The organism is Cryobacterium sp. CG_9.6, from assembly GCF_029893365.1.
Lineage (GTDB): Bacteria > Actinomycetota > Actinomycetes > Actinomycetales > Microbacteriaceae > Cryobacterium.
Genome location: NZ_JARXUZ010000001.1, coordinates 1,691,618 through 1,714,447 on the forward strand (window position 1 = coordinate 1,691,618; position 22,830 = coordinate 1,714,447).

The window sequence follows — 22,830 nt, forward strand, 5'->3', positions numbered from 1 at the left end:
TCTGTCACACAAACCGCAACAGGGTCAGGTCGCGACCCGGTGGTTGCCCGTGAGTGAGACCGTCGCCAGAACCGTGCGCCCCAGAGGCGAAGAACGCGGCACCATATCCACCACGGCAAGCTGAGTGAGGACGACAGTATCGCCGGGGTATCTACGCCCATGGTTCTTGAACGTAATATGAGGTGTGAATTCGGATGCCGTGAAGGCCGGTTCCCCGGGGTTGCACCCCAACGGCCGGACTGCCGCGACGACCTGCTCATGGAGCAGCGCTAACGGTTCATTAGGCACGATGACCGACACCGGTACGTCTTGACGTCGCCCAAACAGATGACTGTCACCGACCGTGGCATGAAGAGCGGTGCACCCTGTTATCGCCGCCCCGATCTGCTCCGCAATGCGCGCACTATCGGCGTCCGTGTCAAACGGTGCCAGCACTGTGATGTGCAGCGGCCACTCTGTCACGGGCCAGCGGTCACCGACCCGAATGGGTACCAGGGGGAGAACAATTACCAGACGCTGCACCTGATGAGTGTAGACGGGCAGTGGCGAGCAGAGCGGATGATCGTGATCCCTACTGTCACCGACGGCACCGCCTGCTGCTGCGCACCGACGACCCCGACGCTACCGACGACCGCGCACAAAGTAAGCGATCGGCCCCACGAAATTCACACCGATGATCAGAGCCCACACCGATTTCTTTCCCCGAACCAGTCGTGCCGGGCGTCGGGCAAGATCGAACCACGCAGCACTGGCCAGAAGGAACTGCACGGCAGCTCCAATTCTGATGCGCATCTGCTGCTGGGAAGTGAGATCGCTCCAGGACGTTCCGTGCTTTCTCCGGGTGTGACCCGTGCCGCCAGGTGCCACGATCGCCGTTACGTGTTCTACCGGTGCGAGAGCGCTGTGAGTCATCTTGCCCTGAGATGTGCCGCTTTCTTGTGGTGGCATGCGCCTGCGTTCCTTCCGAAGTGGCGTGAACCGGTGGTATTGCTGACACGAACGATACTCCCGGACATCAATGACGGGAACTCTTCTGCTGATTCGGGTAACGATTTGCGAGTGAGGTGGTTGCACTCTGCATGATGATCCCGCTGTCTATCCACGACCTTGCACCGATTACGCCTGGACACACCATCGGGCAGAGCTTTGCAGCGAGCGTCGCCCTCGCGCAGACAGCCGAAAAGCACGGTTATCTGCGTGTGTGGTACGCGGAACACCACAATATGCCCACGATTGCGTCCTCGGCCCCGGCGGTCCTGATCGGCCATGTTGCGGAACAGACCACGAGCATCCGCTTGGGAGCTGGCGGCATCATGCTTCCCAACCACTCGCCACTCGCCATTGCGGAACAGTTTGGCACGCTCGCCGAGCTCTACCCCAACCGCATCGACCTCGGACTTGGCCGCGCACCCGGCAGCGACCAGACCACGGCTCGCGCCATGCGACGTGATCCCCGGGCGAGCGACCAGTTCCCGCAGGACGTCATGGAACTGCAGGCCTACCTCGGTAATGAGTCGATCATCCCCGGCGTTCGAGCGATACCGGGCGCCGGCACCAACGTTCCGCTGCATATTCTGGGATCCTCACTGTTTGGAGCTCAGCTGGCAGCCGCCCTGGGTCTTCCGTTCACGTTCGCGTCCCACTTCGCACCGGACTCGCTCTACGAAGCCATTGCCATTTATCGTCGGGATTTCACCCCCTCGACACAGCTTTCCGCCCCCTATGTGATGGTGGCGGCCAATGTGATCGCCGCCGACGATGCAGCGGATGCCGCACAGCAGTTCGTGACAATTCGTCGCGCTCGCGTGCGCGGCATGATCGCCCGCGGACCGGCATCCCCGGAGTACACGGACGACCAAATCGACACCTTCCTGACCACAGCGCAGGGTGCCCAGACCGCAAACATGATGCGCTATTCCGCCGTGGGCACCCCCTCCGACGTGCGCATGTTCCTGCAGGACTTCGCGGCATCGACCCAGGCAGACGAGCTCATCCTGGCTCACCAGTCCACCGAGATCGAGGACCGTCTCCGCTCGGTTGCCCTCACCGCTGAGGCGATGTCCGGTTCCCTCGTGTGATCTCGTGACCCCCGGACGACGCGTCGTAACATGACCCCCGATGACCTGGTCGAGTTCTGTCTGAGCTTGCCGCAAACCGACGAGACGTTCCCCTTTGGCCCGGAAACGAGCGTCTTCAAGACCACCGCCAACGGAAAGATTTTTGCCCTGTCCGCACTCGCGGGCGAGCCGTTTACGGTGTCACTGAAGTGTGACCCCGAGGAGGGCCGTGCCCTCCGGGATGAATTTCCCGGTCAGATCACTCCGGGATACCACCTCAACAAAAAGCACTGGATCACCATTGTGTTGGACAGCGACATCGAGGTTTCCCTGATTGAACAGCTCCTCCGGGACAGCCACGCCCTGGTCCGGCCCAAAATCCCGCGGGCCCCGGCCAGTCGGTAATTCCAGTCGGTAACCCCGGGCGGAACTACAGGCTGTTGAGTGCGTCACTCACCGGCGTTCCGGCCCACGACACCAGAGTCCAGCCCTGCTCCGGTGAACCGGTCAGCTCGACAACCCCCGTGTTGTCGAGAGGGTTGTGCTCGGTAAACCGAGGCTCGATATTGCCGGCACGCATGCCCGTCCACACGCGAATCGCTGCACCGTGACTGACGACGACAGCCGTCTGCGCCGTCGTTGCAATGTGAGCAATGTCCGCGTCGAAGCGATCCACGAAGGCGTGGCCATCAGCCGCACCCGGCATTGCCGTTGTGCGATCGCCCTGAACCCAGGCAAACATGGTCTCGAGGTATGTGTGAACGGATGCGCGATCGCTGAGTCCCTCAAGATTGCCCGCTTCAATCTCATGCACTCCGAGCATCGTCTGCACGGTCAAACCACGCTCCGTCGCCAGTGGCTCGGCAGTCAGCTGGGTACGCACGAGCGTCGACGCGAAGATGGCGTCAATCGACTGGCCACGCAGGATATCTGGAATAGCTTGCGCCTGCGTTATGCCCAGCGCGGTAAGTCCGGGACCCGGATGTGCAGTGTCGAGCAGTCCGAGCACATTTGCGGGAGTCTGGCCGTGTCGAATGAGAATGAGTCGCATGGTGGCCCCAGCCTAGAGACCAACGCTGGGAAGATCAGGGGATTACGTGGCGGCACAGGCCGGATTCGCAGCCCGGGCTGCAACGATGGATCAGACGAGACCTCCGACAGAGAGCAGAATTCCTATGACGATCATCAAAATCAACGCGATCACCGTTGCTGACGGTAGCGGCGATGAACTGGCGCACCGCTTCGCTGCTCGAGCCGGCGCCGTGGACGATCAACCCGGCTTTGAAGGTTTTGAGCTGCTCAAGCCCACCGACGACCGCAGCACCTGGCTGGTCCTCACCCGGTGGGCCGACGAAGAATCCTTCCAGACCTGGCTGTCATCGCCCGCTTTCAGCCACGGTCACCGCAGCGAGAAGCCGGTTGATGGTGAACCTGCCGCTCGCCCAGCGGGTGTGAGTAGTGAGCTGTGGTCCTACGAGATCGCTGGTGGCAGCACCGTCTGACCCACATTCCACGTGAGCGGTGTCGGGTGACCGCCGATACTGGTGGGCAACGATGCCGGAACACCCCCGCGGCGAACGCCCCATCTGACCGGATACTTCCCTCAGCAGGTCGTGGGGCCTACGCTCAAAGTGTTCGCAGTTCACCTTGGGGGAGGAAACACAGATGGCTGCAATCTGTACATGTGCCGAGTCTGACGGCCGCACATCGTGAGTCCGGTTGGGTGGCACGGGCAGGAGAGTTCACACAGCTGTGGTGTGGGCCGGCTCATGAGCCGGGCTCAGGCCGCTTTTCACGGTTCCACTGCAACGCCGTCCCCGTCCCCGTTCGGCGACAGTGGCGATAGCGGTGACCGAGCTCCGCAGGACATTCAGCACTGGGTCCGGTGCCTTCTTCCCGCCGGATTCACGGGTCGAGCCGTTCTGAGTTTCGATAGCTGGGGTGGGTCCCCGATCAGTATCGAGGTCTCTCTCGATGCAGCGGGACAGCTCAGGATCGCCGATCACACAGCCGCGAAGCATGCAGTCGATGCCCTGCAGGCGGGCCTGACCGTTGTCGTGCAGGTGTGCACAACCGATGCTGCGGCTGATGAGAGCGCTACGGACCCGTCGACGACTGATGCGCCAGCGCTGCCGACAACGACCCGCGTCTGGCTCTTCAGCGTGGACGGCGTTCGGGCAGTAGAGGCCGAAGTCCTCCAGGCCTGTGCCCTCTCAGACGTGAGCCCCCTGCAGGACGGCGACTGTGCCCACTTTGAAACCGGCTGGACGCTGACCGAAAGACCCGGCGGAGCGTAGGACATGCGCCCGACCGCTGTCTCCTGCGCGCGGTTACCCGCTAGAGGAAGACGGACAGAATGGTGCGACCCAGAACCAGGGCGATCGACACCGCCACCAGTGCGATCGAGGCGAGCACGAGACCGCGCCCACGGGCCCGAGCGGGAATTGCCCGAAGAGCCTGGGTCGAATAGGCCAGTCCAATGACCGCGACGATGAGGGAGGGCAGCGGGAAAACGACAGCAAGCACAAAGCCAGCCAGCGACAACCAGAACCCCGGAAGCCTCCCCGGAGTCTTGGACCAGTCTGCGCGGGGTGAACCCATGTTGAACAGGTTATTGCCATCCATATTTGCTCGGGGGTCGTTCACGTGTTTCTCCCTCATGAATCGTCTGTCTCAGTCTCACACGGTGAGCTGTGCGACAGGTCCGCGGCGAGAAACGTTCGAGCGGCATCTCGAAAGTCACGGGATGTCGGTGCATTGAAATGATTTCGACCCGGGATTTCGAAGAATGTTCCCTGTGGAGTGACGGCGGCGAGAGCCCGCGAGGCGTCCAGAATAGGGTCGTCACTGCCCGTCGCAAACATGACCGGCTGGATCGGAGCGTTCGCAGCGCTGGGTTGCTCGCCGTTACGGAGCCCCTCAACAAGTGCCACGAGTGAGGTGAGATTGTTCTCGGGCAGTGCCTTCGCCATGCTGAGGAAGAACCCGGTCAACCGGTCAGTCACGGTGACTCCATGCTCAATGTGAGCGCGAGCATCCGCTATGTCAAAGCGTTTCAGCGGATCGCCATCGGGAATTCCACCGAGAACGGCTCGGCTGATGCGATCGGGATGGTCATGGGCCGCCAGCCAGCCCACCCGGGCGCCGAGGGAATAGCCCACGAAGGAGACCTCACTGATGAGGTGCGCGTCCAATACCCTCAACACGTCATCGACGAGCGTGCTCATGGCGAAGCTCGCCGCTGTCAACGGCTTGTCACTGGCCCCGTGACCGCGCTGATCGAGAGCGATCAGATGGTAACCGGCGCGAACGAGATCGCGCACCCAACCGGTCTTGTGCCAGTTGGCCATCGCACTGGACGCGAAGCCGTGTAGGAGAAAAACGGATGGGTTGTTCGAGTCACCGAATTCATAGGTGGCCAGTTGGGTACCATCGGCGGCGTGAACGAACTGGGGCGGGGGAGCGGCGGGCGTGTGCATCAGAATCTATTTGACCACGGCCACCGGCACAGACCAACCGTGTGCGCTGGACTACGGTTGATGAGGTCCTGAAGGGAATGATGGAGTGAACGATATTGCGAGCGAACTCGCGCGAGTGCGTGAAGCCTTTGATAAACCGACCCTCCAACTTCTCGACCGCAAATGGGCGCCATTCGTTCTCGCCGTCTTCACGTCATCGTTCAGCCGTGACAGACGCAGTGTCCAGACCGACCTTCTCCATGTGCAGGTCGATGCCTATCTCGCGGACCTCCGCTCCGTGGGAAGCGAAGTACCCGGCAAGAACGGGCGCGCCCTCTGCGTGCAGTGGATGAACGACCAGTGGCTCTACCGCGAAACCGGAGAGAACGGTGAGGAGCAATACTCCCTGACCTCCCACGCCCTGGAAGCGCTCCTGCTCGTCGCCAGCCTGTCCCGAGACCGAGCCCTCATCAGTGAGTCCCGACTCACCACCATCGTCGACACCGTGCGCCACCGTGCCACGCAGGCCAACCCCGATCGCCAGCAACGCCTGCAGCGCCTCGACCAGGAAATTGCCGAAAAACAGAGCGAACGCAACCGCATTGCGAACGGCGGCGACATTGCCGACACCTCCGCGGAGCAGATGCACGAGGGGTACGCCAACCTCGTGGACCTCATCAGCCAGCTTCCCAGTGATTTCAAGCGTGTGGAAGAGTCCGTGGCGGGAATGCACCGCCAGATTGTGAATGATTTTCGTGCCGAAGAACGCCCCATCAGCGAGGTCCTCGACGACTATTTATCGAAAACGGATGCCCTCATGTCGTCCACGGCAGAGGGTCGCGCCTTTGAGGGTGCGTTTACTCTGCTGCGCAACGATGCCCTGCTTCAGGAACTGAAGAGCGACCTCGAAACGATCCTGCTCCACCCCTTCGCTCTCGAGCTGAGCAGCGACGAACGGCGGAGCTTTATGGGCACCGTGAGCCTCATCCGCAAGGGAGTGGACGACGTCCTCACCCAAAGAAACGGCCTCACGACCACCCTGCGCGAACACATTGTGAACCATGACGTTGTCAAGGACCGGGAGCTCGAACGTGTGCTGCGGGAGATCAATAAGGAACTCGCCACCTGGATGGAGACGGCCGGGTCTCGGTCCACGGTGACCGCTGAACTGATGCCGGGAACTCTGAATGTTGAGTATCTCCGGGAACGCTTCTTCGACCCCGGAGCCCACCTCGCACCGCCCGCGCTGGAGGACGTGTCCCACGATGCACCGCAGCCGGCCAGTCTGGATGAGATGCGCACCCAGGGTGGCCCCCTGCTCGAGGAACTGCGACTGGCACTCGTCGCGGCCTCGACCGTTGCTCTCGGAGCCGGCACCGGAGCATCCGTGGGGGAGACCTTCAACGCTCTCTCCACCGCACTCCGCCGCCCCGTGGAAATCATGGGACTGCTGCAAATGGCCACGCAGATTGGCGCCGTACAGCCGATAGCGGATGTTGAAACCTTCGAGACCGTACGCCCCGACGGTACCGTGCGCTCCTTCCTCGTTCCCCGCATAGTTTTGAACGCGCACGACACGGCTGCATTGGCAGCCCTGAACTCTGGACCTGATCATGACTGACACCTGGACCGATGACGCCGACGGCGTAGCTACCGACGATGTAGCTCCCAACGACTCTGCGCCGAGCGCAGCGGAGAACTTTTCCCTCTTTGAAGGAGACGAGGGCGGCCTCACCATTCAGCAGCGCAAGACGCTGGTGCTCCTGATGAAGCACCGGTATATCTCCGCGGCCCTGCAGCCGGTGGAGTGGCGCACCCTGCTCGCGTCGCAGACCCTGCTCAAGTCACGATTGAATGATGTATTCCTTGACCTGCATATTGACCTGCACTACGAGGTCGCGTTCAAGCGCCAAGCCGTTTCCGAGGGTGGAGATCGTTTTCCCACCCTTTTGCATGACGTGGCGTATTCGCGGGAAGAGACGGTTCTCCTCGTACTGCTGCGCCAGCGTTTTCGCAGCGAGCGAGCGAACGGTCAGGACCTGGTGATTGTGGACCGGGACAACCTGGTGCAAAATGTGGCACGGTTTCGACCGGAAAACGCCACTGACCTGTCGGGCGATGCCCGGAAGGCGACGGCGGCCGTCGACAGCCTGGCCAAAGCGCGAGTGCTCCTGAAAACCAGCGACCCGGACCGCTTTCGAATTTCGGCGGTGATCGAGGTTCTTTTGCCCTTGGAACGCCTCGCGGAACTTCTCGACTGGCTCGTGACGAGCAACGCCGCGGAAGTGCCGAGCGACGGAGACAGCCCCGATGTGCACAGAGACGCCGACGAACTGGAACTGGAAAGTATCTCGTGAGCGATTCCGCACTGTTCTACATCGACGGATCAACCGAGGGCACCACGCAGTGGCGTGCCGATTCCTTTCAAATGGTGAACTGGGGCGGCTTCCACGGCCACCACGAGATCACCTTCGCGCCCACGGCGACGCTGGTCTCCGGTGCCTCGGGCACCGGCAAGAGCAGTCTGCTCGACGCTTACCTGGCTCTCATGATGCCCTCCGATACTCCCTTCAACGGTGCATCGAACGACGCTGGATCCGGTCGGGCCAGAAGCGTGGACCAACGCAACCTCATGACCTACCTCAAAGGAAAAACCGACTCCACCCGTGAAGCGGCCACGGGAGCGCTGCACGATCAGGTGTTGCGCGGTGCAGATTCGTCCACGTGGGGCGCCGTGGCCATGACGTTCATCGACGACAACGCGCGACGCTTCACGGTACTACGCACCTATTTTCTGCCACGGGGGTCAAGCCGGTTTGCCGACATCTCCATGAAAATGGCCACACTCGACGGACACCTTGACCTGCGCGATCTGGCCGACGTCACCGAATCTCGCTTTGACAAGCGCGCCCTGAAATCACGGTTCCCCACCCTCGACGTGTCTGACACCTACGCGGCTTTCGCACAAACCCTCTATACCCGACTGGGCATCGGCGCGAACGGCGAGGGCGGCAAGGCGCTGCGACTGCTCGCCCGGATTCAGGCCGGCCAGCAGGTGAAGACCGTCGACGGCCTCTACAAGTCGATGGTGCTCGAGCAGCCGACGACCTTCGCCGCGGCCGACAAAGCTGTTGACCACTTCGAAGACCTGGAGCGTTCCTACGGTGCCATGGTCACCGAGGCGCAGAAGGCCAAGGTTCTGGAACGGCTCCCCGACCTCTATCGTGACTACGAAACGGCCGCGGCCACAGCGAACCTTATTGACACGTTTGGCGTACAGCGCACGGGTGACACCCCGTTCGTGCTGTGGATGCTGCAGACCGAACGTGTCCTCCTGGAAGCCGCAGCCGACGCGAACCGTGTGGAGCGCCGCGAGAACCTGGCCGTGTTCACGCGCACCCGGGACACCGAGACCGAGCTGAGGACCCGAGTCGGTCAGATTCAGCACCGGCAACGGGACAACGGTGGTGACGCCCTCGTGGGACTTGAGAACGACCGCACGAGACTCAGCGACAAGCGCGACGATGTTGTCGGTGAGCGTGCCCGGTTCGACGAGCGTGTGCCGGGCCTGGCCACTGGCATCCGCTCGCTGTCGGAGCTGGAACAGGCGCAGAGCGAGGCGCAACGTTTTGTGAGCGAGAGCGCGCAGGTGGAGCACACCCTCGATCAGCAGCGAGACGCACTCCACAAGACGGCCTATCCCGTGGAGGAACACCTGCGGGCGCTCACGCAGGAGCGTGCGTTCCTCACCGGGCGAGCCAGCCTGGTGCCGCAACACCTCCACAATGCCCGGGTCATGATCGCCGAGGCCAGTGGAATCCCGGTTGAGGAGCTTCCGTTCATAGCGGAGCTCATCGACCTCGCACCGGGTGAAAATGACTGGCGGCATGCCGCCGAGGTCACCCTCGCCCCCGTGATTCGCGTGCTGCTCGTGGATGAGACGCAGCTTACGGCGTTGAGCGAAGCGATCGATCCGCTGCACCTGCCCATGCGCATCCACTTTGAAGGTGTGGCCCGTGAGGAGTTCACCGTTGTGCCGGGGGATCCCCGTTTCGTGTCCGGCAAGCTGGTGTTCAAGGATTCACCATTCAGCGGTTGGGTCCGCTCACGGGTGCAGAGCTCATCCCTCGACGCCCTGTGCGTGCTGACGGCCGCAGAACTTGCGGGTGACGGCGCGCGTGTGACACAGACCGGTCAGACTCGAAACGGTGCCCGCGGCGCCCACGGCTGGAATGCCGATCAGAAATCGATCATCGGGTTCTCCAACCGCACGCGGCTGGACGACATCACCAGGGAACTTGCCAGCCAGCGCGTGACGGCGGATCGGATCGCCCAGGAAGCAGCGGACATTGGACGCCGCATCACCGACCTCCGCCACGACACCGCCGCCCAGCAGATCGTTCTGGATACCGTCTGGGAATCGATCGACGTCGAGGCTGCCGAGGCTCGGATCACGGCGAAAACACTGGAATATGAGCGGATGCTCGCAGCCAGCGACGTGCTCCGTGCCCTGAAAGACGATGAGGACACCCTCACGACCGAGCTTGATGACGTGCAGGCGGTGAAGTACGCAACGCAGCTTCGGACTGACCTGTTGGCGGCCGAGCAGGCGAGCCTCGTGGACGCGCAGGACCGGGTGAGCGATGCTCTCGACCGGATCGAACGCGAGGACTCCGTCACCCTGCTCACGGAACATTCAGAACACCTGGATGCGCAGTTTGCACTCGTCTGCGACCAGTCCGACCTGACCGGGTACCCGGCCGGGGTGAAGCGCCTGCGGGACGGACTGATCGCCCAGTCAGCTCTTGATCGTGCCAACGCCATGCGCGCGCAGGATTCCCTCGTGCGTATCTTTGAGACGTTCCAAAGCCGGTGGCCAGACCCGAATATCGGTGTGTCGATGGAATCGTTCACGGGCTATCGAGACATTCTCGATGCCGTCTATACCCTGGGTCTTCATGAACGGCGTCAAGAGTGGAAAAGACGACTCGCGGCGTGGAGCGGTCAGGACCTGGTACCGCTGGCCGGTGCGTTCTCGAGCGCCATCGAGGAGATCGAAGATCGGCTTCGACCCATCAACGACATCCTGACCACTCTGCCGTTTGGAGCCGGCCGGGACCGCCTGAAGATTTCGCTGCGCCGCCTGCATCCGAATGACGTGGTGTCGTTCCGTCAGGAGCTCACCGCGCTGTCCTCGGGCGCCACGGAGGAGTTCAGTGAGGAGCAGACCGAAACCCGGTTCACACGGCTTCAGGCGTTCATGCACCGTATCCGCCGGGCCGAAGGGGAGAGTCGTCAGGACTCTTCCCGGGATCTGCTGCTCGATGTTCGCAGGCATGTGGACATCACCGCCGTTCGCATCACGCCCGATGGTCAGGAAGTGAGCACCTACTCGTCGCTCGGCGGGAAGAGCGGTGGTGAGTCTCAGGAACTGGTCGCGTTCGTCGTCGGGGCGGCGCTGCGTTTTCAGCTGGGCGATGAGAGCCGAACCCGGCCGCGCTTTGCGCCGGTCTTCCTGGATGAGGGCTTCGTGAAGTCGGATTCGGAGTTCGCTGGTCGAGCCGTTGCGGCCTGGAAAGGCCTCGGTTTTCAGCTGATTGTGGGTGCACCACTCGACAAGGTGACCGCTCTTGAGCCGCACATGGATCTGGTGCTGTCGATGACAAAGAACACTGCCACTGGGTTCTCGTACATTACGCCCCTGGTCAACGCTCAGCCGGTGGGGAGTCCGGCCCCGACCGAGAGTGCAATGATGGATATATGACCAGCGCCGCAACAACCGTGTCCCTGCCTGTGCTTGACCTCTCCCGTTTGGCGGGGAGTGACTCGGACGCGGAAGCGTTTCGGGTTGACCTGCGTGAAGCCACCCACAACTACGGTTTCTTCTACCTGACCGGACACGGGGTCCCGGCCCACCTCATCGAGCGGGTCATGGCCACCTCCCGGGCGTTCTTCGCCCTTCCCGAGGCTGACAAGATGGCAATCGAGAACCTGCAGAGCCCGCATTTTCGCGGATACACCCGGGTGGGCGGTGAGCTCACGAAGGGCGTCGTCGATTGGCGCGAACAGATCGACATCGGTCCGGAGCGCGACGCGGTGCCGCGCGATGCCAGTACCCCCGACTTCATGCGTCTCGAAGGCCCCAACCAGTGGCCCTCCGCTCTGCCCGAGCTGCAGGAGGTCATGACCCAGTGGCGTGACGAGCTCAACTCGGTTGCCCTGCGACTGATGCAGGCCTGGGCGCTGTCCCTCGGTGCGGATGAGCACATTTTTGATGAGGCTTTCGCCGACAAGCCCTTCACCCTGATCAAGATTGTGCGCTACCCCGGTAAGTCCGACCCCGAACCGCAGCAGGGTGTCGGCGCACACAAGGACTCCGGCGTGCTCACGCTGCTGTTTGTTGAGCCGGGCAAGGATGGCCTGCAGGTGGAGAAGGACGGCGACTGGATCGACGCTCCGCCGCTCGACGGTGCGTTCGTGGTGAACATTGGCGAGTTGCTCGAGGTCGCTACCGACGGCTACCTGAAGGCTACCGTGCACCGGGTCATTTCCCCGCTGATCGGCGAGGACCGCATCTCCATTCCCTTCTTCTTCGGCCCCGCACTGGACGCCACGATTCCCCTGCTCGAGCTGCCGGACACCCTGCACGCACCCGGTATCACGGTTGATCCCGAGAACCCCATCTTCACCACCTACGGGGAGAACGCCTTGAAGAGCCGGCTGCGGGCTCACCCCGATGTGGCCGCCATTCACCACTCCGACCTCTAAACGCAGTGTGACGGGTCAGTGCTGGTTTACTGAAGTGTGCGCACTCCACTAACCCGCTGTTACCGTAACGGTGTCCTCGAAGCCGAGAATTTTTCTCTAGCTGATGTCTCGGAGCATCTCGCTGTCGCCGGCTCTGTGGTCTGGGTTGACCTCTGCGAACCCAGTCGAGAGGATCTGGATCTCCTTACGCGGGAGCTCGGGTTGCACGAGCTGGCGGTCGAAGACGCCATCACACTGAAGCAGCGACCCAAGTTGGATCGGTATCCCGACCATCTTTTTCTGTCCGCCTATGCCGTGACCTTCGAACCAGCATCTGCCCGCGTGACAACGTCGGAGATTGCGGCCTTTGTCACGGAACACGCCCTCGTGACCGTGCACAAGGACGAAGCCTTCGACCCGGACTCGATCGTGGAGCGGTGGGATGCCTCTCCTGACCTTGCCAAGAACGGCGTCGCGTTTTTGCTGCACGGTCTGCTGGACGTTCTGGTGGATGGATATTTTGAGGCCGTCGAAGCGCTCGATCAGGAGATCGAGGAACTCGAGAACCTTCTCTTCGAACCGAAAGCGAAGCAGGATACCGTGCAACGCCGCTCCTTCGAGTTGCGCAAGAGCCTGGTGGTGTTGCGACGGGTGATTCTGCCCATGCGCGAGGTTGTCAACACCCTGCTGCGGCGGGACCTGCACCTGCAACTTGATGACATGGGCCCGTACTTTCAAGACGTGTACGACCATGTGCTGCGCGTGATGGAGTGGACGGACAGCCTGCGGGACCTGGCCACGAGCATCCTGGAAGCGAACCTCGCGATTCAGGGGAACCGACTGAACGTGATCACGAAAAAGGTCACCGGATACGCGGCGATCATCGCTGTCCCCACCGCCGTCACCGGGTTTTACGGCCAGAACATCCCCTATCCGGGTTTCGGTGCAGCATCTGGTTTTGTCATGTCGGTTGCCCTGATCGTCGGTCTCTCGGGCCTGCTCTACGTTCTCTTCCGGCGCAACGACTGGATCTGACCCTGCAGGACGGGCTTCGTGTGACGCGACTAAACTAGAGCTTTCGGTTTAGGGGAGTTTGAGTGATCGACCACGAGCTTGCGCGTGAACAGGACTATGTCACAACGCTCTACGCTCGGTTGGATGCCCTGGCGCGTGAGGCCGAGCAGCAACTGATCGCGGTTAGACGACTCGATGTCGGTGGTAACCACCAGGCACGGTCCGAGCGCGACAACTTCGCTCGACTGTACGAGGACAGAATTGGGCAGCTCCGCGAGGTTGATGATCGACTGGCCTTTGGACGACTGGAAACGGCACCCGACGAGGTGACCGGTGAGCCGGTGTTCCGCTATATCGGACGTGTGGGTCTTCGGGACGAGAACCAGCATCCGCTCCTTCTCGACTGGCGCGTGCCCCAGGCGAGTGCGTTTTATCAAGCCACGGCCGCCACCCCGCTCGGCGCCCGCTCCCGCCGTCACCTGCTGTCACGAGGCCGTACCATCATCCGCATCGAAGACGACGTTCTCGATGCCAGCCTCCTGCAGGAAGGCGGCGAACATCTGCACCAGGGTGAGGGCGCTCTCCTCGCCGCCCTCACCGCACAGCGCACCGGCAAGATGACCGACATCGTCTCGACCATCCAGGCCGAGCAGGATGCCATCATTCGCGCGCCACTGCCCGGAGTGCTGGTCGTGCAGGGTGGACCGGGGACGGGCAAGACCGCCGTCGCCCTCCACCGTGCCGCCTACCTGCTCTATACCCATCGCGACCGGTTGCGAGACTCCGGTGTTCTCATCGTGGGTCCCTCCCGCTCGTTCCTGCAGTACATCGAAGCCGTTCTTCCGTCCCTCGGCGAGACCGGTGTCGTGCTCGCGTCGGTGGGTCAACTCTTCTCGGGCGTCGAGGCCACCCGTGAAGACATCCCGGCGGTCGCCGAGTTGAAGGGCCAAACCTTCATGGCGGATGTTGTGGCGCGCGCCGTGCGCTCACGCCAGCGCGTGCCGGCCCAACCTCACACCCTCACGGTTAACGGGGATCGCCTCACCCTGCACCCGCAACTCATCGCGAACGCAATTGCCCGGGCACAGTCCGGCGGCAAACCACACAACGAAGCTCGAGTCACCTTTGCCAAGTCCGCCCTCGGAGCCCTGGCCCGCGAGTGGCTGGCTCAGCTGGTGCGCCAGGGTCGGTCGATGGATGACACCGACCTCCCCATGTTGCGTGAGGACCTGCGTCTGGCGGATGACGTGCGGGTGGCCCTGAACACAGCCTGGCTGCCGCTCACCCCGCAAAAACTCGTGCAGGACCTGTTCGCACGTCCGCAGTGGCTGGCCGAGCTCACCCCGACCTGGTCCGATGAGCAGCGGGCGCTTCTCCGTCGTTCGCGCGATGCGGATTTCACCATTGCCGACGTTCCCCTGCTCGACGAGGCGGCCGAGCTCCTGGGCGAATACAACGTGGTGGATCAGGCCGCGAAACGCGCCGCCACAGAGCAGCGCCAGCGCGACATTGAAAACGCGGAATCGGCCATTGAAAACATGCAGGTCAAGGGTCTGGTGAACGCCACCGCCCTCGCCGATAGTTTCGCCGAGTTGGGCGACCATGCCACAACCGCCGAACGGGCTGGGCGGGACCGCACCTGGACCTACGGGCACGTGGTCGTAGACGAGGCGCAGGAACTGTCGCCCATGCAGTGGCGACTCCTGCTGCGTCGCGGGCCGCGACGCTCGTTCACCATCGTTGGTGATATTGCCCAGGCGGCGTCTGCCGCCGCATCCACGAGCTGGAAGCAGGCGCTCACACCCGTGTTGCAGGGATCTCTCGAAGAGGGGCGTTGGCGCCTCGAAGAACTCACCGTCAACTACCGCACGCCGAGCCAAATTGCACAGCTTGCCGAGCGCGTGGCGCTGGCCAATGGTCTGCACATCACGCCGTCGCGCACGGTCCGGGCGAGCGAGTGGCCGGTGGAAACCGTCACCGATCTATCCGATGCTGTGCGCCGGGACCGTCTGCTGGAGCGCGAGGGGACGCTGGCCATCATTGTGGTCGAGGAGCAGATCGCGGCCGTGGAGGTCGACCTCACCGCAGAGTTCGGCACCCTGCTCGGACGTGGTGCGCTCGGTCTCACCCGGGAGATTGCTCTGCTCACCCCACAGGACGTGAAGGGACTGGAATTTGATGCGGTCATCATCGTGGACCCGATGGCCGTGATTGCTGCCTCCGAGCGTGGGGTGGGTGCGCTGTACGTTGCCATGACCCGAGCAACTCAGCGGCTGTACATCGTGACGGATGGACCCGTGCCGCGCGGGTTTGTCAGCTGATCGCCAACTCAGCGTGCGCTGAGCGCACGCTGATACCAGGAATAATTCGCCGCAGACTTGGGTTCTACCCCTTTATGCAAGCAATTACCTACAGTCAGTACGGCAGCCCGGACGTTCTTGAACTCACAGAGCAGCCTCGTCCGAAGGTGGGTCCCGGAATGGTGCTCATTCGGGTGAAGGCGGCGGCCGTGAACCCCGTGGACTGGAAGGTCATGGCGGGATACCTCGACACGATGCTCGACATCAGCTTTCCAGCGACCCCAGGCTGGGACGTCGCCGGTGTGGTCGAGGCCGTGGGTGTCGATTCCCCCCAGTTCGCCGTAGGTGACGAGGTCATCTCCAACGGTCGAAAAGACTTCGTGCAGGGTGGAAGCTTTGCGCAATTCATGGCATTGCCCGAGCGCCTCGTGGCCCGCAAGCCGGCGTCCCTGAACTGGGAACAGTCCGCGGGACTGCCCCTGGCCGGACTCACCGCTTTTCAGGTCATTGACCGACTCGGCGTATTACCAACCGACACCGTGCTGATTCACGGCGGTGCCGGGGGAGTCGGGTCGCTGGCGATTCAGATCGCAGCCGCCCGCGGCGCACGCGTTCTCGCCACGGCCTCGGCCGGCAACCACGATTACCTGCGCAGCCTGGGCGCCGAGCCCATTGAGTACGGCGAGGGGCTGACCGATCGGGTGCGCGCCCTCGTGCCCGACGGTGTTGAGGTCGTCGCTGACTTTGTCGGAGGCGTCCTTCCGGTCACTCTCGCGGTCCTCACTGCCGACGGTCGGCACGCATCCGTTGCCGATGCCGAGGTCGAGGAACACGGCGGAACGTGGATGTGGGTTGACCCCGACGGATCCGACCTGCAACGCCTGGCTGACCTCGTTGACGAGCGCGGCCTCACCCTCGAGGTAGCCCGCGTCTTCCCCCTCGCCGAGGCAGCGGATGCGTTCCGGCTCAACATGCTCGGCCACACCCGCGGAAAGATCATCGTTCGCGTCGATCAGCCGTAACCCACACTTTTTCGCTCAGACAAGGAGATATACGCATGACTGCAGAGGCACTAATCAACGTTCCCACCGTCACACTCAACAACGGTACTCAGATTCCGCAACTCGGTTTTGGTACCTACCAGATCGCTCCGGCCGACGCGAAGGCAGCTACCCTGGCCGCCCTCGAGGCCGGCTACCGTCACATTGACACCGCTGAAATGTACGGCAACGAGAAGGAGGTGGGCCAGGCTATTGCCGAGTCCGGTCTTGCTCGCGCCGATGTCTATGTCACCAGCAAGCTGAACAACGGCTTCCACGCCCGAGCGGATGCGCTGGCCGCGTTCGATCGCACGCTGGATGACCTGGGTATGGAGTCCTTTGATCTGTTCCTGATTCACTGGCCGCTTCCTGCCGTGGGCGACTACGTGGAGACCTGGAAAGCCATGGAAGAGATGCAGCGAACGGGTCGGGTAGCCACGATCGGTGTCTCCAACTTTCAGCAGGCACATCTGCAGCGACTCTTCGACGAGACGGACACCGTTCCGGCCGTCAACCAGATCGAGGTGCATCCCTACCTCACCCAGGAGACGCTGCGCGCCTTCAACACCGAGCACGGCATTGTGACCGAGGCCTGGTCGCCTCTCGCCCAGGGAAACGTGCTCAGCGACCCCGTGATCGCAGCTATTGCTGCCCGCGTCGGGCGCACGACCGCTCAGGTCACCCTGCGCTGGCACCTGCAGCGCGGCGACGTCGTGTTCCCGAAGTCCGTCACCCCGGCGCGAGTGGCTGAGAACTTTGCCCTGTTCGACTTCGAGTTGACGGATGCCGACCAGCTGGCCATTGCCGCGCTCAACCGTGACGAGCGTACCGGCCCGAACCCGGACGAGTTCAACTACATCCCGTAGTCCGAACAGCACAGTCACACAGCCCGCCGGGCCCTCATGCGAGGGTTCGGCGGGCTGTTGTGTTCTGTCTCGGTTCCAGCGCTTCGACGCTAGCGACTAGTCCTTCAGGCTGATGCCCTTGGTCTCCGGGAGGCCAAACGTCGCGAGCAGGCTGATCACGCTGACGCCGGCCAGCAGCAGGCCGATGGAGTAGCTTCCGAGGCTCGCTCCAATGGATGCCGCCACCAGCGGGGTGATGCCGCCTCCCACGAGGGCGCCCAGGTTGTACGCCATTCCGGCACCCGTATAGCGGTACCGCGTGGCAAACAGCTCGGGAAGATAGGCGCCCACCGGGCCGTAGATGCCACCGACGATGAGTAGCGTGCCGGCCAGTCCGAGTCCAAACGACCACGTCGAGCCAATGTCGAGAATCGGGAACAGCACCAGTGCCCACGGCACGGCGATGATGCAGGAGGTCACAATGACGGCGCGACGCCCCACGCGGTCGGAAATGATGGCGCTGGCCATGGTACCGATTGCGAAGACGACAGCGCCGAGAATGCCGAGGGAGAGAATAGTCGGCCGGGTGTGCGCCAACCCCTCGGGATTGGTTCCGTAGGCGCTCAGGAACGCGGTGCCCGTGTAGAAAAATGCGAACAGCATCATCGTCGACGCCCCACCCAGGAGGATCTGTCGTGGCTGGTTGCGCACAGCGTCCCAGACCGGAAGTTTGCGGGGAGCCGGTGCCGCACCTCGGGCCGCCGTTTCTGCAGCGAAGACCGGTGTTTCTTCGATTTTCAGCCGGATGTACAGTCCGATCACCACGAGCACCGCGCTCAGGATGAAGGGGATTCGCCAGCCGTAGGTGAGAAACGCGTCGGATTTATCGCCCAGCGTCAGGTTGATGATCAGGAAGGTTCCGCTGGCCAGGGCGAAGGCAATTGACGGGCCCAGCTGGGGGAACGCAGCATACAGACCACGTTTTTTGGGCGGCGCATACTCCGAGGCGAGCAGTGCGGCACCCGCCCACTCACCGCCAACGGCGAAGCCCTGAAGAAAACGCAGCAGGACCAGAATGATGGGTGCGGCGATTCCGATCATGCTGGCATCGGGAAGAAGCCCAATCATCACGGTGGCCATACCCATGATCAGAAGTGTGCTCACGAGCGTCTTCTTGCGGCCGAGACGATCACCGAAGTGTCCAAACAGAATCGCGCCGACTGGCCGGGCGACGAAGGCGACGGCAAACGTGCCGAAGGACGCCAATGTTCCGGCCGCCGTGCCCAGCGCAGGAAAGAATACCTGTGGGAAGACGAGGGCTGCTGCCGTGCCGTAGATCAGGAAGTCGTAGAACTCAATGATGCTTCCCATGGAGCTGGCCACGGCTACCCGGGCCAGTGACGTGCGCCGTGGCGCCTCACGGATAACGGTCTGTTCGAGCATGCGATATCTCCAATGACATCGTGGCTGGGATCGGATACCCCGGCAGATGCTCAGACTGGCAGGGTGGTGAGGGCGGCGCTACCTCCCGAGGGAGGTGGTTCCTCCGGGCCGAATTCCCGTCAGGGCAGCAGACGTAGACGACGGGCGGCAGCAACCGCTTCGGCGCGGCTGTGTGCGTGGAGTTTGGACATGATCGCCTGCATGTATCCCTTCACCGTGACGGGTCGGAGCGCCAGGCGCTGCCCCACCTCGGCATACGAGCAGCCGAGAGCTACCTGGGCCAGCACGTCCGATTCCCGGGGTGTCAGGTGCGGAAGATCGGAGTGCGGGGCGGGAGTTCCAATCAGCTGGCGGGTGACGGCCAGCAGGCGCTCGGAAAGCACGGGGTCGGTGGTGAGCCGGGCAACCGAGAGCAGTTCGGCGTGTGCGATTCGCACAATGTCGAGCAGGTCGCGGTCGAGCGGCTCCATCGCTGCCCCCTTCACGACGCGGAGGATGGAGAGGCGATTATCCACTTCGTCGCGGATGGAGAGTTCACGGGAAATGAGCGTGGCACTCGCGCTCAGGCGGTCGATGGCTCGCTCGCCAATCGAGGTACTGTCCCGCGTGGCGGCATAGAGGATGCTTCGGGCCTGTCCTCCGACGAGGATTGGCAGCGCGACCATGGTGCGCAGCCCCTCGATGCGGACGGCCATGTCGTGGTGGTGGGTGATCCGGTCAGACTGAATGTAGTCAGACACTCCGACCGGGCGGGCCTGCACCAGTGCGCGACCGCCGATTCCTTCGCCCGTTCGCACCACAAGATTGCGCAGGCCGTGGGTGGTGGTACCCACAAATTCGGTGATGGTGAGTTGAGACTTGTCGACCAGGCCAGCGAAAATCACACCAATGCCCGATTGCCCGACAAGCTCACGGATGGCGCCTTTGAGAAGCTCCCGATCACTGGGGCGATAGATCTCATCGTCACTGTCACTGTTCAATCGGTTCCTCCCGCGCACCATCAATCAGGGGGAATAATACCAGTCTGGTGAGCCCTCACACCTGTTCCGACACCGCATTCGGGTGTTCGGGGGTGACGGCATCCGGGTAAATACTGCGGGTCTCTCCGCGGCGTCGCCGTCCCGGAAGATAATCGGCCAGGTGCACCATCGGCACGATTTTACCGATGGCCAGGGCGGCATACATCACGGTATTCACCGCCACGAATGCCGCCAGAATGGCGAAGGATTCTGACTGAAGCACGGACTCAGGCAACAGCAGTCCCGCGGGAACAACGGCGAGAGACCAGGTCATGATCCGACCCCGCTGCCCAGGATGGGGGTGGGCGCCCGTGTGGACCCATGATTCACGTGGCCCCAGGTGCCCGTGCGTCCACGGGTGATGTCGATGATTCCCTGAACGTAGACCAGGTCGAGGAACATGTCGAAGATAAGTTCAGGAACCAAAGCGGCGGCCAGCAGACGAGCGCGCCAGCCCCCCGCCCAGACGCTGACAACACGTTCGAGAGTGAAGACGATTCCCAACCCCAACCAGAACGGGAACCAGACCCACGCATCCACAGCCAACACGGTAATCACGATCAGCAGCACGAAGGCGCTCAGAGCAATCACACTGTAGCCAATACCCAGCTGCTGTGCCCAGTATCGAAACGTTGAGGGGGTGATTCCATACGCACCGAGGTTCTCGAGGGCACCGCGCTGCCACCGCAGTCGTTGTACCCAGAGGGCTCGCGCAGTCGGCATGACCTCGGTCACGACCGTGCACTGGGCCGGGGAGATGATGAGTGCACCGAGAGATTTCAGCGCGAGCGTCAGTTCGTTATCCTCGGTGAGCGCAGCCGTGTCATAGACGTCACCGGTTATCCCCGGAATCGTGACACCACGGTTTGCCGCCACTGTGCGCAGGGCGGTGCTTCGAAAGAGCGACGCCGTACCGGTGAGGACGAAGACCCGACCGCGACGGCGACCGATCTGGGTGGAGTAGCGCACGTATTCGTTGCGCTGCAACTGCCCTAAGAGTCCCGATCCCGGCTCTCCATAAAACAGTCCACCGACAGCCATCAGGCCCCGATCATTCTCGAATCGAGATACTGCTGCGGCGAGAAAACCATCATCGACGGCGGTGTCGGCATCGAGCACCATGATGATGTTGTTGGGACCCTGATCGGGCAGGATCCTGGCCAACACCTGATTCAGCGCACCCGCCTTTTTCGCGGTGTTGTTGATGGTAGTGACTACCTCGACCCCGTGTTGACGCGCGACGGCGACCGTTCCGTCGGTGCAATTATCTGCCACGACGATCACCCGAGCGGGGCGGTGAGACTGTGCCAGTATCGACGTCAGCGTGATCTGCAGGGATGCTTCCTCATTGTGGGCCGGAATGAGTACCGTCACGGTCACCGGGCCGTCGTAGGCTCCGCGTGTGGCTGCCATGATGACCTTAGGTGCGAGGGGTGAGCCGTGCAGATCAAATGAGCGGCGGGACTTGTTGGAGACCCGAATTTCAATGATGGCGACACCGGCCGCAAAGAGGAAAGCCAAGGCAACGGCGGCCAGGAGCACGCGTGGCGCGGGTGCATCAAGGTCGTAGAACAGGCGCCAGATTCCAAAGATTAGCCCCTCGCTGGGGGCATCGCCCTGAACCGGTGCACTCGACGAAACAGCGGTCCACAACAGGAGCGCCGCAGCTGCGACCACCGCTCCGACAACAAGCCCGACGGCACGGTTGAACAGTCTCGTTCGTTGCCTGTAGGACCGCATATCTTGACCCTACGTCGGGGTACATGTTAATGCGCCGTACTGTTCCAATCCGGGGCTTCACCAGCGAGGACGAGTTTGACTCGCGCAGCGATCTCACCCTCGGAGCGGGCATCGAAAACCCCCCACATGAAGTGGGTTGGCCCCCGTCCGTCGCTATGGGGAACGGATGCGCGCATTGTCCAGCCCGAGATGAGCGCCGCTGTTCCGAGAACCTCCAGGGACGGGGCAATGTTCTTGTGCAGCACCTTGCCCCCCACCACGCCGCCGCTCGCAGAGAGCCGCCAGCCGCGGTGATGTGCCAGCATTTGACCAACCTCCTCGTTCGTCAGCCACCAGCTGAACGTCCGGTCGGGAGGGTCGATTGCTTTCAGCGTCATGTTTCTCACTGTAGCCACTATGGCTGGGTGGCGTCAGGGTCAGACGGCGTAGCCGGCCACTGCCCGAGCTGCCGCGAAAAGAAATTCTGGGCGGTTCCACTGTCATCGTCGTTGACGAAAACCATTCGGGACGCCCCAAAAGGGTTGAGACCCTGTGGCAGAGCGATCACTCCGAACGTACTTTCCACCGTCTGAATGAGCCGCCACACCCGACCGTCTTCAATGCTGTCAAATGGTATCGGCAGCGCGGTGTTCACGTCGAGCTGGCGAATATGAAACGATTGTCCGCGATGGTCACGAAGCTGGCTTTCCAGACTGAGCAGGTGGGCAATCGGGGCGGAGGCCGTCACTCGCGGATTCACTTCAATCACCCGGCCGTCGATGACATCCAGGCAGACGAGTCCCGTGAGGGACGGGACACGGGCCAAGCGGCAATAAATGGCTCGCGCTGCCGTGATCTGGGTCGCTTCAATCTCGGCCGTCCAGCGCGCCCCCGTGCAGTGTCCGGCCTCATCGACGACCTGACGGTGAGCTTCGAAAATCTCGACGTCACCCGCGGCCGTGATGTGGGCGGAGAGTCCATAAAGTGTTCCGGGGAGAAACCGTTGCACCTGAAATCGCGTCGGGAGTTGTGTGCGTAACCGAAGGACCTCAATGTGACGAGCGATATCGGCGGCCGTGGCCCTACGTGTCAGGGTTGGGTGAGGCCAGTAGCTAAGAGCAAGTCCGCCGTTTGACGTAGGGCGAGAATCAGGAATCATAACCATGTCCAGCCCGTCTTTGATCGCCG

23 protein-coding genes are annotated in these 22,830 nt (G+C 62.6%); 12 read left to right on the forward strand and 11 right to left on the reverse strand.

Features of this window, described 5'->3' with window-relative positions; genetic code table 11:
* Nucleotides 1–24: 24 nt before the first annotated feature.
* Both H4V99_RS07665 and H4V99_RS07670 read right to left on the reverse strand, forming a co-directional pair.
* On the reverse strand, nt 25–522 hold the full coding sequence (locus H4V99_RS07665; protein ID WP_280677002.1) for a 2'-5' RNA ligase family protein: 498 nt from the start codon (nt 520–522) through the stop codon (nt 25–27).
* 99 nt (nt 523–621) lie between these two features.
* Nucleotides 622–948 (reverse strand): PLD nuclease N-terminal domain-containing protein, encoded by a 327-nt coding sequence (locus tag H4V99_RS07670; protein WP_280677003.1) that lies wholly within the window; start codon nt 946–948, stop codon nt 622–624.
* A gap of 131 nt (nt 949–1,079) precedes the next feature.
* On the opposite strand from H4V99_RS07670, the gene H4V99_RS07675 reads away from it, so the two are divergent.
* On the forward strand, nt 1,080–2,078 hold the full coding sequence (locus tag H4V99_RS07675; protein ID WP_280677004.1) for an LLM class flavin-dependent oxidoreductase: 999 nt from the start codon (nt 1,080–1,082) through the stop codon (nt 2,076–2,078).
* A gap of 30 nt (nt 2,079–2,108) precedes the next feature.
* Nucleotides 2,109–2,462 carry an MmcQ/YjbR family DNA-binding protein gene (locus H4V99_RS07680; RefSeq protein ID WP_280677006.1) on the forward strand — a complete coding sequence of 118 codons (354 nt, stop codon included), beginning with the start codon at nt 2,109–2,111 and terminating at the stop codon, nt 2,460–2,462.
* 25 nt (nt 2,463–2,487) lie between these two features.
* Here H4V99_RS07680 and H4V99_RS07685 read toward each other — a convergent pair whose 3' ends face one another.
* Nucleotides 2,488–3,108, reverse strand: coding sequence for a histidine phosphatase family protein (locus tag H4V99_RS07685; protein WP_280677008.1), 621 nt, complete (start codon nt 3,106–3,108; stop codon nt 2,488–2,490).
* A gap of 124 nt (nt 3,109–3,232) precedes the next feature.
* On the opposite strand from H4V99_RS07685, the gene H4V99_RS07690 reads away from it, so the two are divergent.
* Together H4V99_RS07690 and H4V99_RS07695 are read left to right on the forward strand one after the other, a co-directional pair.
* Nucleotides 3,233–3,559, forward strand: coding sequence for an antibiotic biosynthesis monooxygenase (locus tag H4V99_RS07690; protein ID WP_280677010.1), 327 nt, complete (start codon nt 3,233–3,235; stop codon nt 3,557–3,559).
* Nucleotides 3,560–3,826: 267 nt separating this feature from the next.
* A complete protein-coding gene (locus H4V99_RS07695; protein WP_280677012.1) occupies nt 3,827–4,354 on the forward strand; it encodes a hypothetical protein in 528 nt (175 codons plus the stop codon).
* A 40-nt stretch (nt 4,355–4,394) separates the two neighbouring features.
* On the opposite strand, the gene H4V99_RS07700 is transcribed toward H4V99_RS07695, so the two are convergent.
* Complete coding sequence (locus H4V99_RS07700) at nt 4,395–4,703, reverse strand: hypothetical protein (RefSeq protein WP_280677014.1); 309 nt, start codon at nt 4,701–4,703, stop codon at nt 4,395–4,397.
* Between the two features lie 11 nt (nt 4,704–4,714).
* Nucleotides 4,715–5,536: an alpha/beta hydrolase gene (locus H4V99_RS07705; protein WP_280677016.1), complete on the reverse strand. Its 822-nt coding sequence runs from the start codon at nt 5,534–5,536 to the stop codon at nt 4,715–4,717.
* A gap of 85 nt (nt 5,537–5,621) precedes the next feature.
* Between H4V99_RS07705 and H4V99_RS07710 the strand changes: the two genes are divergently transcribed.
* From H4V99_RS07710 to H4V99_RS07745, 8 genes are all read left to right on the forward strand, one after another.
* Nucleotides 5,622–7,136 carry a DUF3375 domain-containing protein gene (locus H4V99_RS07710; RefSeq protein WP_280677018.1) on the forward strand — a complete coding sequence of 505 codons (1,515 nt, stop codon included), beginning with the start codon at nt 5,622–5,624 and terminating at the stop codon, nt 7,134–7,136.
* Nucleotides 7,129–7,872 carry a DUF4194 domain-containing protein gene (locus H4V99_RS07715; protein WP_280677020.1) on the forward strand — a complete coding sequence of 248 codons (744 nt, stop codon included), beginning with the start codon at nt 7,129–7,131 and terminating at the stop codon, nt 7,870–7,872. The genes H4V99_RS07710 and H4V99_RS07715 overlap by 8 nt, the downstream gene beginning before the upstream one ends.
* On the forward strand, nt 7,869–11,279 hold the full coding sequence (locus H4V99_RS07720) for an SbcC/MukB-like Walker B domain-containing protein (protein ID WP_280677023.1): 3,411 nt from the start codon (nt 7,869–7,871) through the stop codon (nt 11,277–11,279). Before H4V99_RS07715 ends, H4V99_RS07720 begins: the two co-directional genes overlap by 4 nt.
* Complete coding sequence (locus tag H4V99_RS07725; RefSeq protein WP_280677025.1) at nt 11,276–12,283, forward strand: 2-oxoglutarate and iron-dependent oxygenase domain-containing protein; 1,008 nt, start codon at nt 11,276–11,278, stop codon at nt 12,281–12,283. The genes H4V99_RS07720 and H4V99_RS07725 overlap by 4 nt, the downstream gene beginning before the upstream one ends.
* A 36-nt stretch (nt 12,284–12,319) precedes the next feature.
* The gene (locus H4V99_RS07730; RefSeq protein ID WP_280677027.1) at nt 12,320–13,297 is read left to right on the forward strand and encodes a magnesium transporter CorA family protein; all 978 of its coding nucleotides are present in this window, start codon (nt 12,320–12,322) and stop codon (nt 13,295–13,297) included.
* Nucleotides 13,298–13,359: 62 nt separating this feature from the next.
* Nucleotides 13,360–15,597: a UvrD-helicase domain-containing protein gene (locus H4V99_RS07735; protein ID WP_280677029.1), complete on the forward strand. Its 2,238-nt coding sequence runs from the start codon at nt 13,360–13,362 to the stop codon at nt 15,595–15,597.
* Nucleotides 15,598–15,671: 74 nt separating this feature from the next.
* Nucleotides 15,672–16,598 carry an NADP-dependent oxidoreductase gene (locus tag H4V99_RS07740; protein WP_280677031.1) on the forward strand — a complete coding sequence of 309 codons (927 nt, stop codon included), beginning with the start codon at nt 15,672–15,674 and terminating at the stop codon, nt 16,596–16,598.
* Between the two features lie 35 nt (nt 16,599–16,633).
* Entirely contained in the window at nt 16,634–17,482 is an 849-nt protein-coding gene (locus tag H4V99_RS07745; RefSeq protein ID WP_280677033.1) for an aldo/keto reductase, read from the forward strand.
* Nucleotides 17,483–17,578: 96 nt separating this feature from the next.
* Here the strand turns inward: H4V99_RS07745 and H4V99_RS07750 are convergent, their stop codons facing one another.
* The 6 genes from H4V99_RS07750 to H4V99_RS07775 form a co-directional block, all read right to left on the reverse strand.
* Nucleotides 17,579–18,904 carry an MFS transporter gene (locus H4V99_RS07750; RefSeq protein ID WP_280677035.1) on the reverse strand — a complete coding sequence of 442 codons (1,326 nt, stop codon included), beginning with the start codon at nt 18,902–18,904 and terminating at the stop codon, nt 17,579–17,581.
* Nucleotides 18,905–19,023: 119 nt separating this feature from the next.
* Nucleotides 19,024–19,884, reverse strand: coding sequence for a LuxR C-terminal-related transcriptional regulator (locus H4V99_RS07755; RefSeq protein ID WP_280677037.1), 861 nt, complete (start codon nt 19,882–19,884; stop codon nt 19,024–19,026).
* Nucleotides 19,885–19,939: 55 nt separating this feature from the next.
* Nucleotides 19,940–20,197: a hypothetical protein gene (locus H4V99_RS07760; RefSeq protein ID WP_280677038.1), complete on the reverse strand. Its 258-nt coding sequence runs from the start codon at nt 20,195–20,197 to the stop codon at nt 19,940–19,942.
* A complete protein-coding gene (locus tag H4V99_RS07765) occupies nt 20,194–21,663 on the reverse strand; it encodes a glycosyltransferase family 2 protein (protein ID WP_280677039.1) in 1,470 nt (489 codons plus the stop codon). The genes H4V99_RS07760 and H4V99_RS07765 overlap by 4 nt, the downstream gene beginning before the upstream one ends.
* A 26-nt stretch (nt 21,664–21,689) precedes the next feature.
* Nucleotides 21,690–22,040, reverse strand: coding sequence for a hypothetical protein (locus H4V99_RS07770; RefSeq protein WP_280677041.1), 351 nt, complete (start codon nt 22,038–22,040; stop codon nt 21,690–21,692).
* Nucleotides 22,041–22,057: 17 nt separating this feature from the next.
* On the reverse strand, nt 22,058–22,651 hold the full coding sequence (locus tag H4V99_RS07775; protein WP_280677043.1) for a hypothetical protein: 594 nt from the start codon (nt 22,649–22,651) through the stop codon (nt 22,058–22,060).
* Nucleotides 22,652–22,830 lie beyond the last annotated feature (179 nt).

Bases quoted from the DNA above. Each gene is read 5' to 3' on its own strand.
- H4V99_RS07670 (WP_280677003.1), bottom strand. From the start codon at position 948: ATGCCACCACAAGAAAGCGGCACATCTCAGGGCAAGATGACTCACAGC.
- H4V99_RS07675 (WP_280677004.1), top strand. From the start codon at position 1,080: ATGATGATCCCGCTGTCTATCCACGACCTTGCACCGATTACGCCTGGA.
- H4V99_RS07680 (WP_280677006.1), top strand. From the start codon at position 2,109: ATGACCCCCGATGACCTGGTCGAGTTCTGTCTGAGCTTGCCGCAAACC.
- H4V99_RS07685 (WP_280677008.1), bottom strand. From the start codon at position 3,108: ATGCGACTCATTCTCATTCGACACGGCCAGACTCCCGCAAATGTGCTC.
- H4V99_RS07690 (WP_280677010.1), top strand. From the start codon at position 3,233: ATGACGATCATCAAAATCAACGCGATCACCGTTGCTGACGGTAGCGGC.
- H4V99_RS07695 (WP_280677012.1), top strand. From the start codon at position 3,827: ATGAGCCGGGCTCAGGCCGCTTTTCACGGTTCCACTGCAACGCCGTCC.
- H4V99_RS07705 (WP_280677016.1), bottom strand. From the start codon at position 5,536: ATGCACACGCCCGCCGCTCCCCCGCCCCAGTTCGTTCACGCCGCCGAT.
- H4V99_RS07715 (WP_280677020.1), top strand. From the start codon at position 7,129: ATGACTGACACCTGGACCGATGACGCCGACGGCGTAGCTACCGACGAT.
- H4V99_RS07725 (WP_280677025.1), top strand. From the start codon at position 11,276: ATGACCAGCGCCGCAACAACCGTGTCCCTGCCTGTGCTTGACCTCTCC.
- H4V99_RS07740 (WP_280677031.1), top strand. From the start codon at position 15,672: ATGCAAGCAATTACCTACAGTCAGTACGGCAGCCCGGACGTTCTTGAA.
- H4V99_RS07745 (WP_280677033.1), top strand. From the start codon at position 16,634: ATGACTGCAGAGGCACTAATCAACGTTCCCACCGTCACACTCAACAAC.
- H4V99_RS07750 (WP_280677035.1), bottom strand. From the start codon at position 18,904: ATGCTCGAACAGACCGTTATCCGTGAGGCGCCACGGCGCACGTCACTG.
- H4V99_RS07760 (WP_280677038.1), bottom strand. From the start codon at position 20,197: ATGACCTGGTCTCTCGCCGTTGTTCCCGCGGGACTGCTGTTGCCTGAG.
- H4V99_RS07765 (WP_280677039.1), bottom strand. From the start codon at position 21,663: ATGCGGTCCTACAGGCAACGAACGAGACTGTTCAACCGTGCCGTCGGG.
- H4V99_RS07770 (WP_280677041.1), bottom strand. From the start codon at position 22,040: ATGACGCTGAAAGCAATCGACCCTCCCGACCGGACGTTCAGCTGGTGG.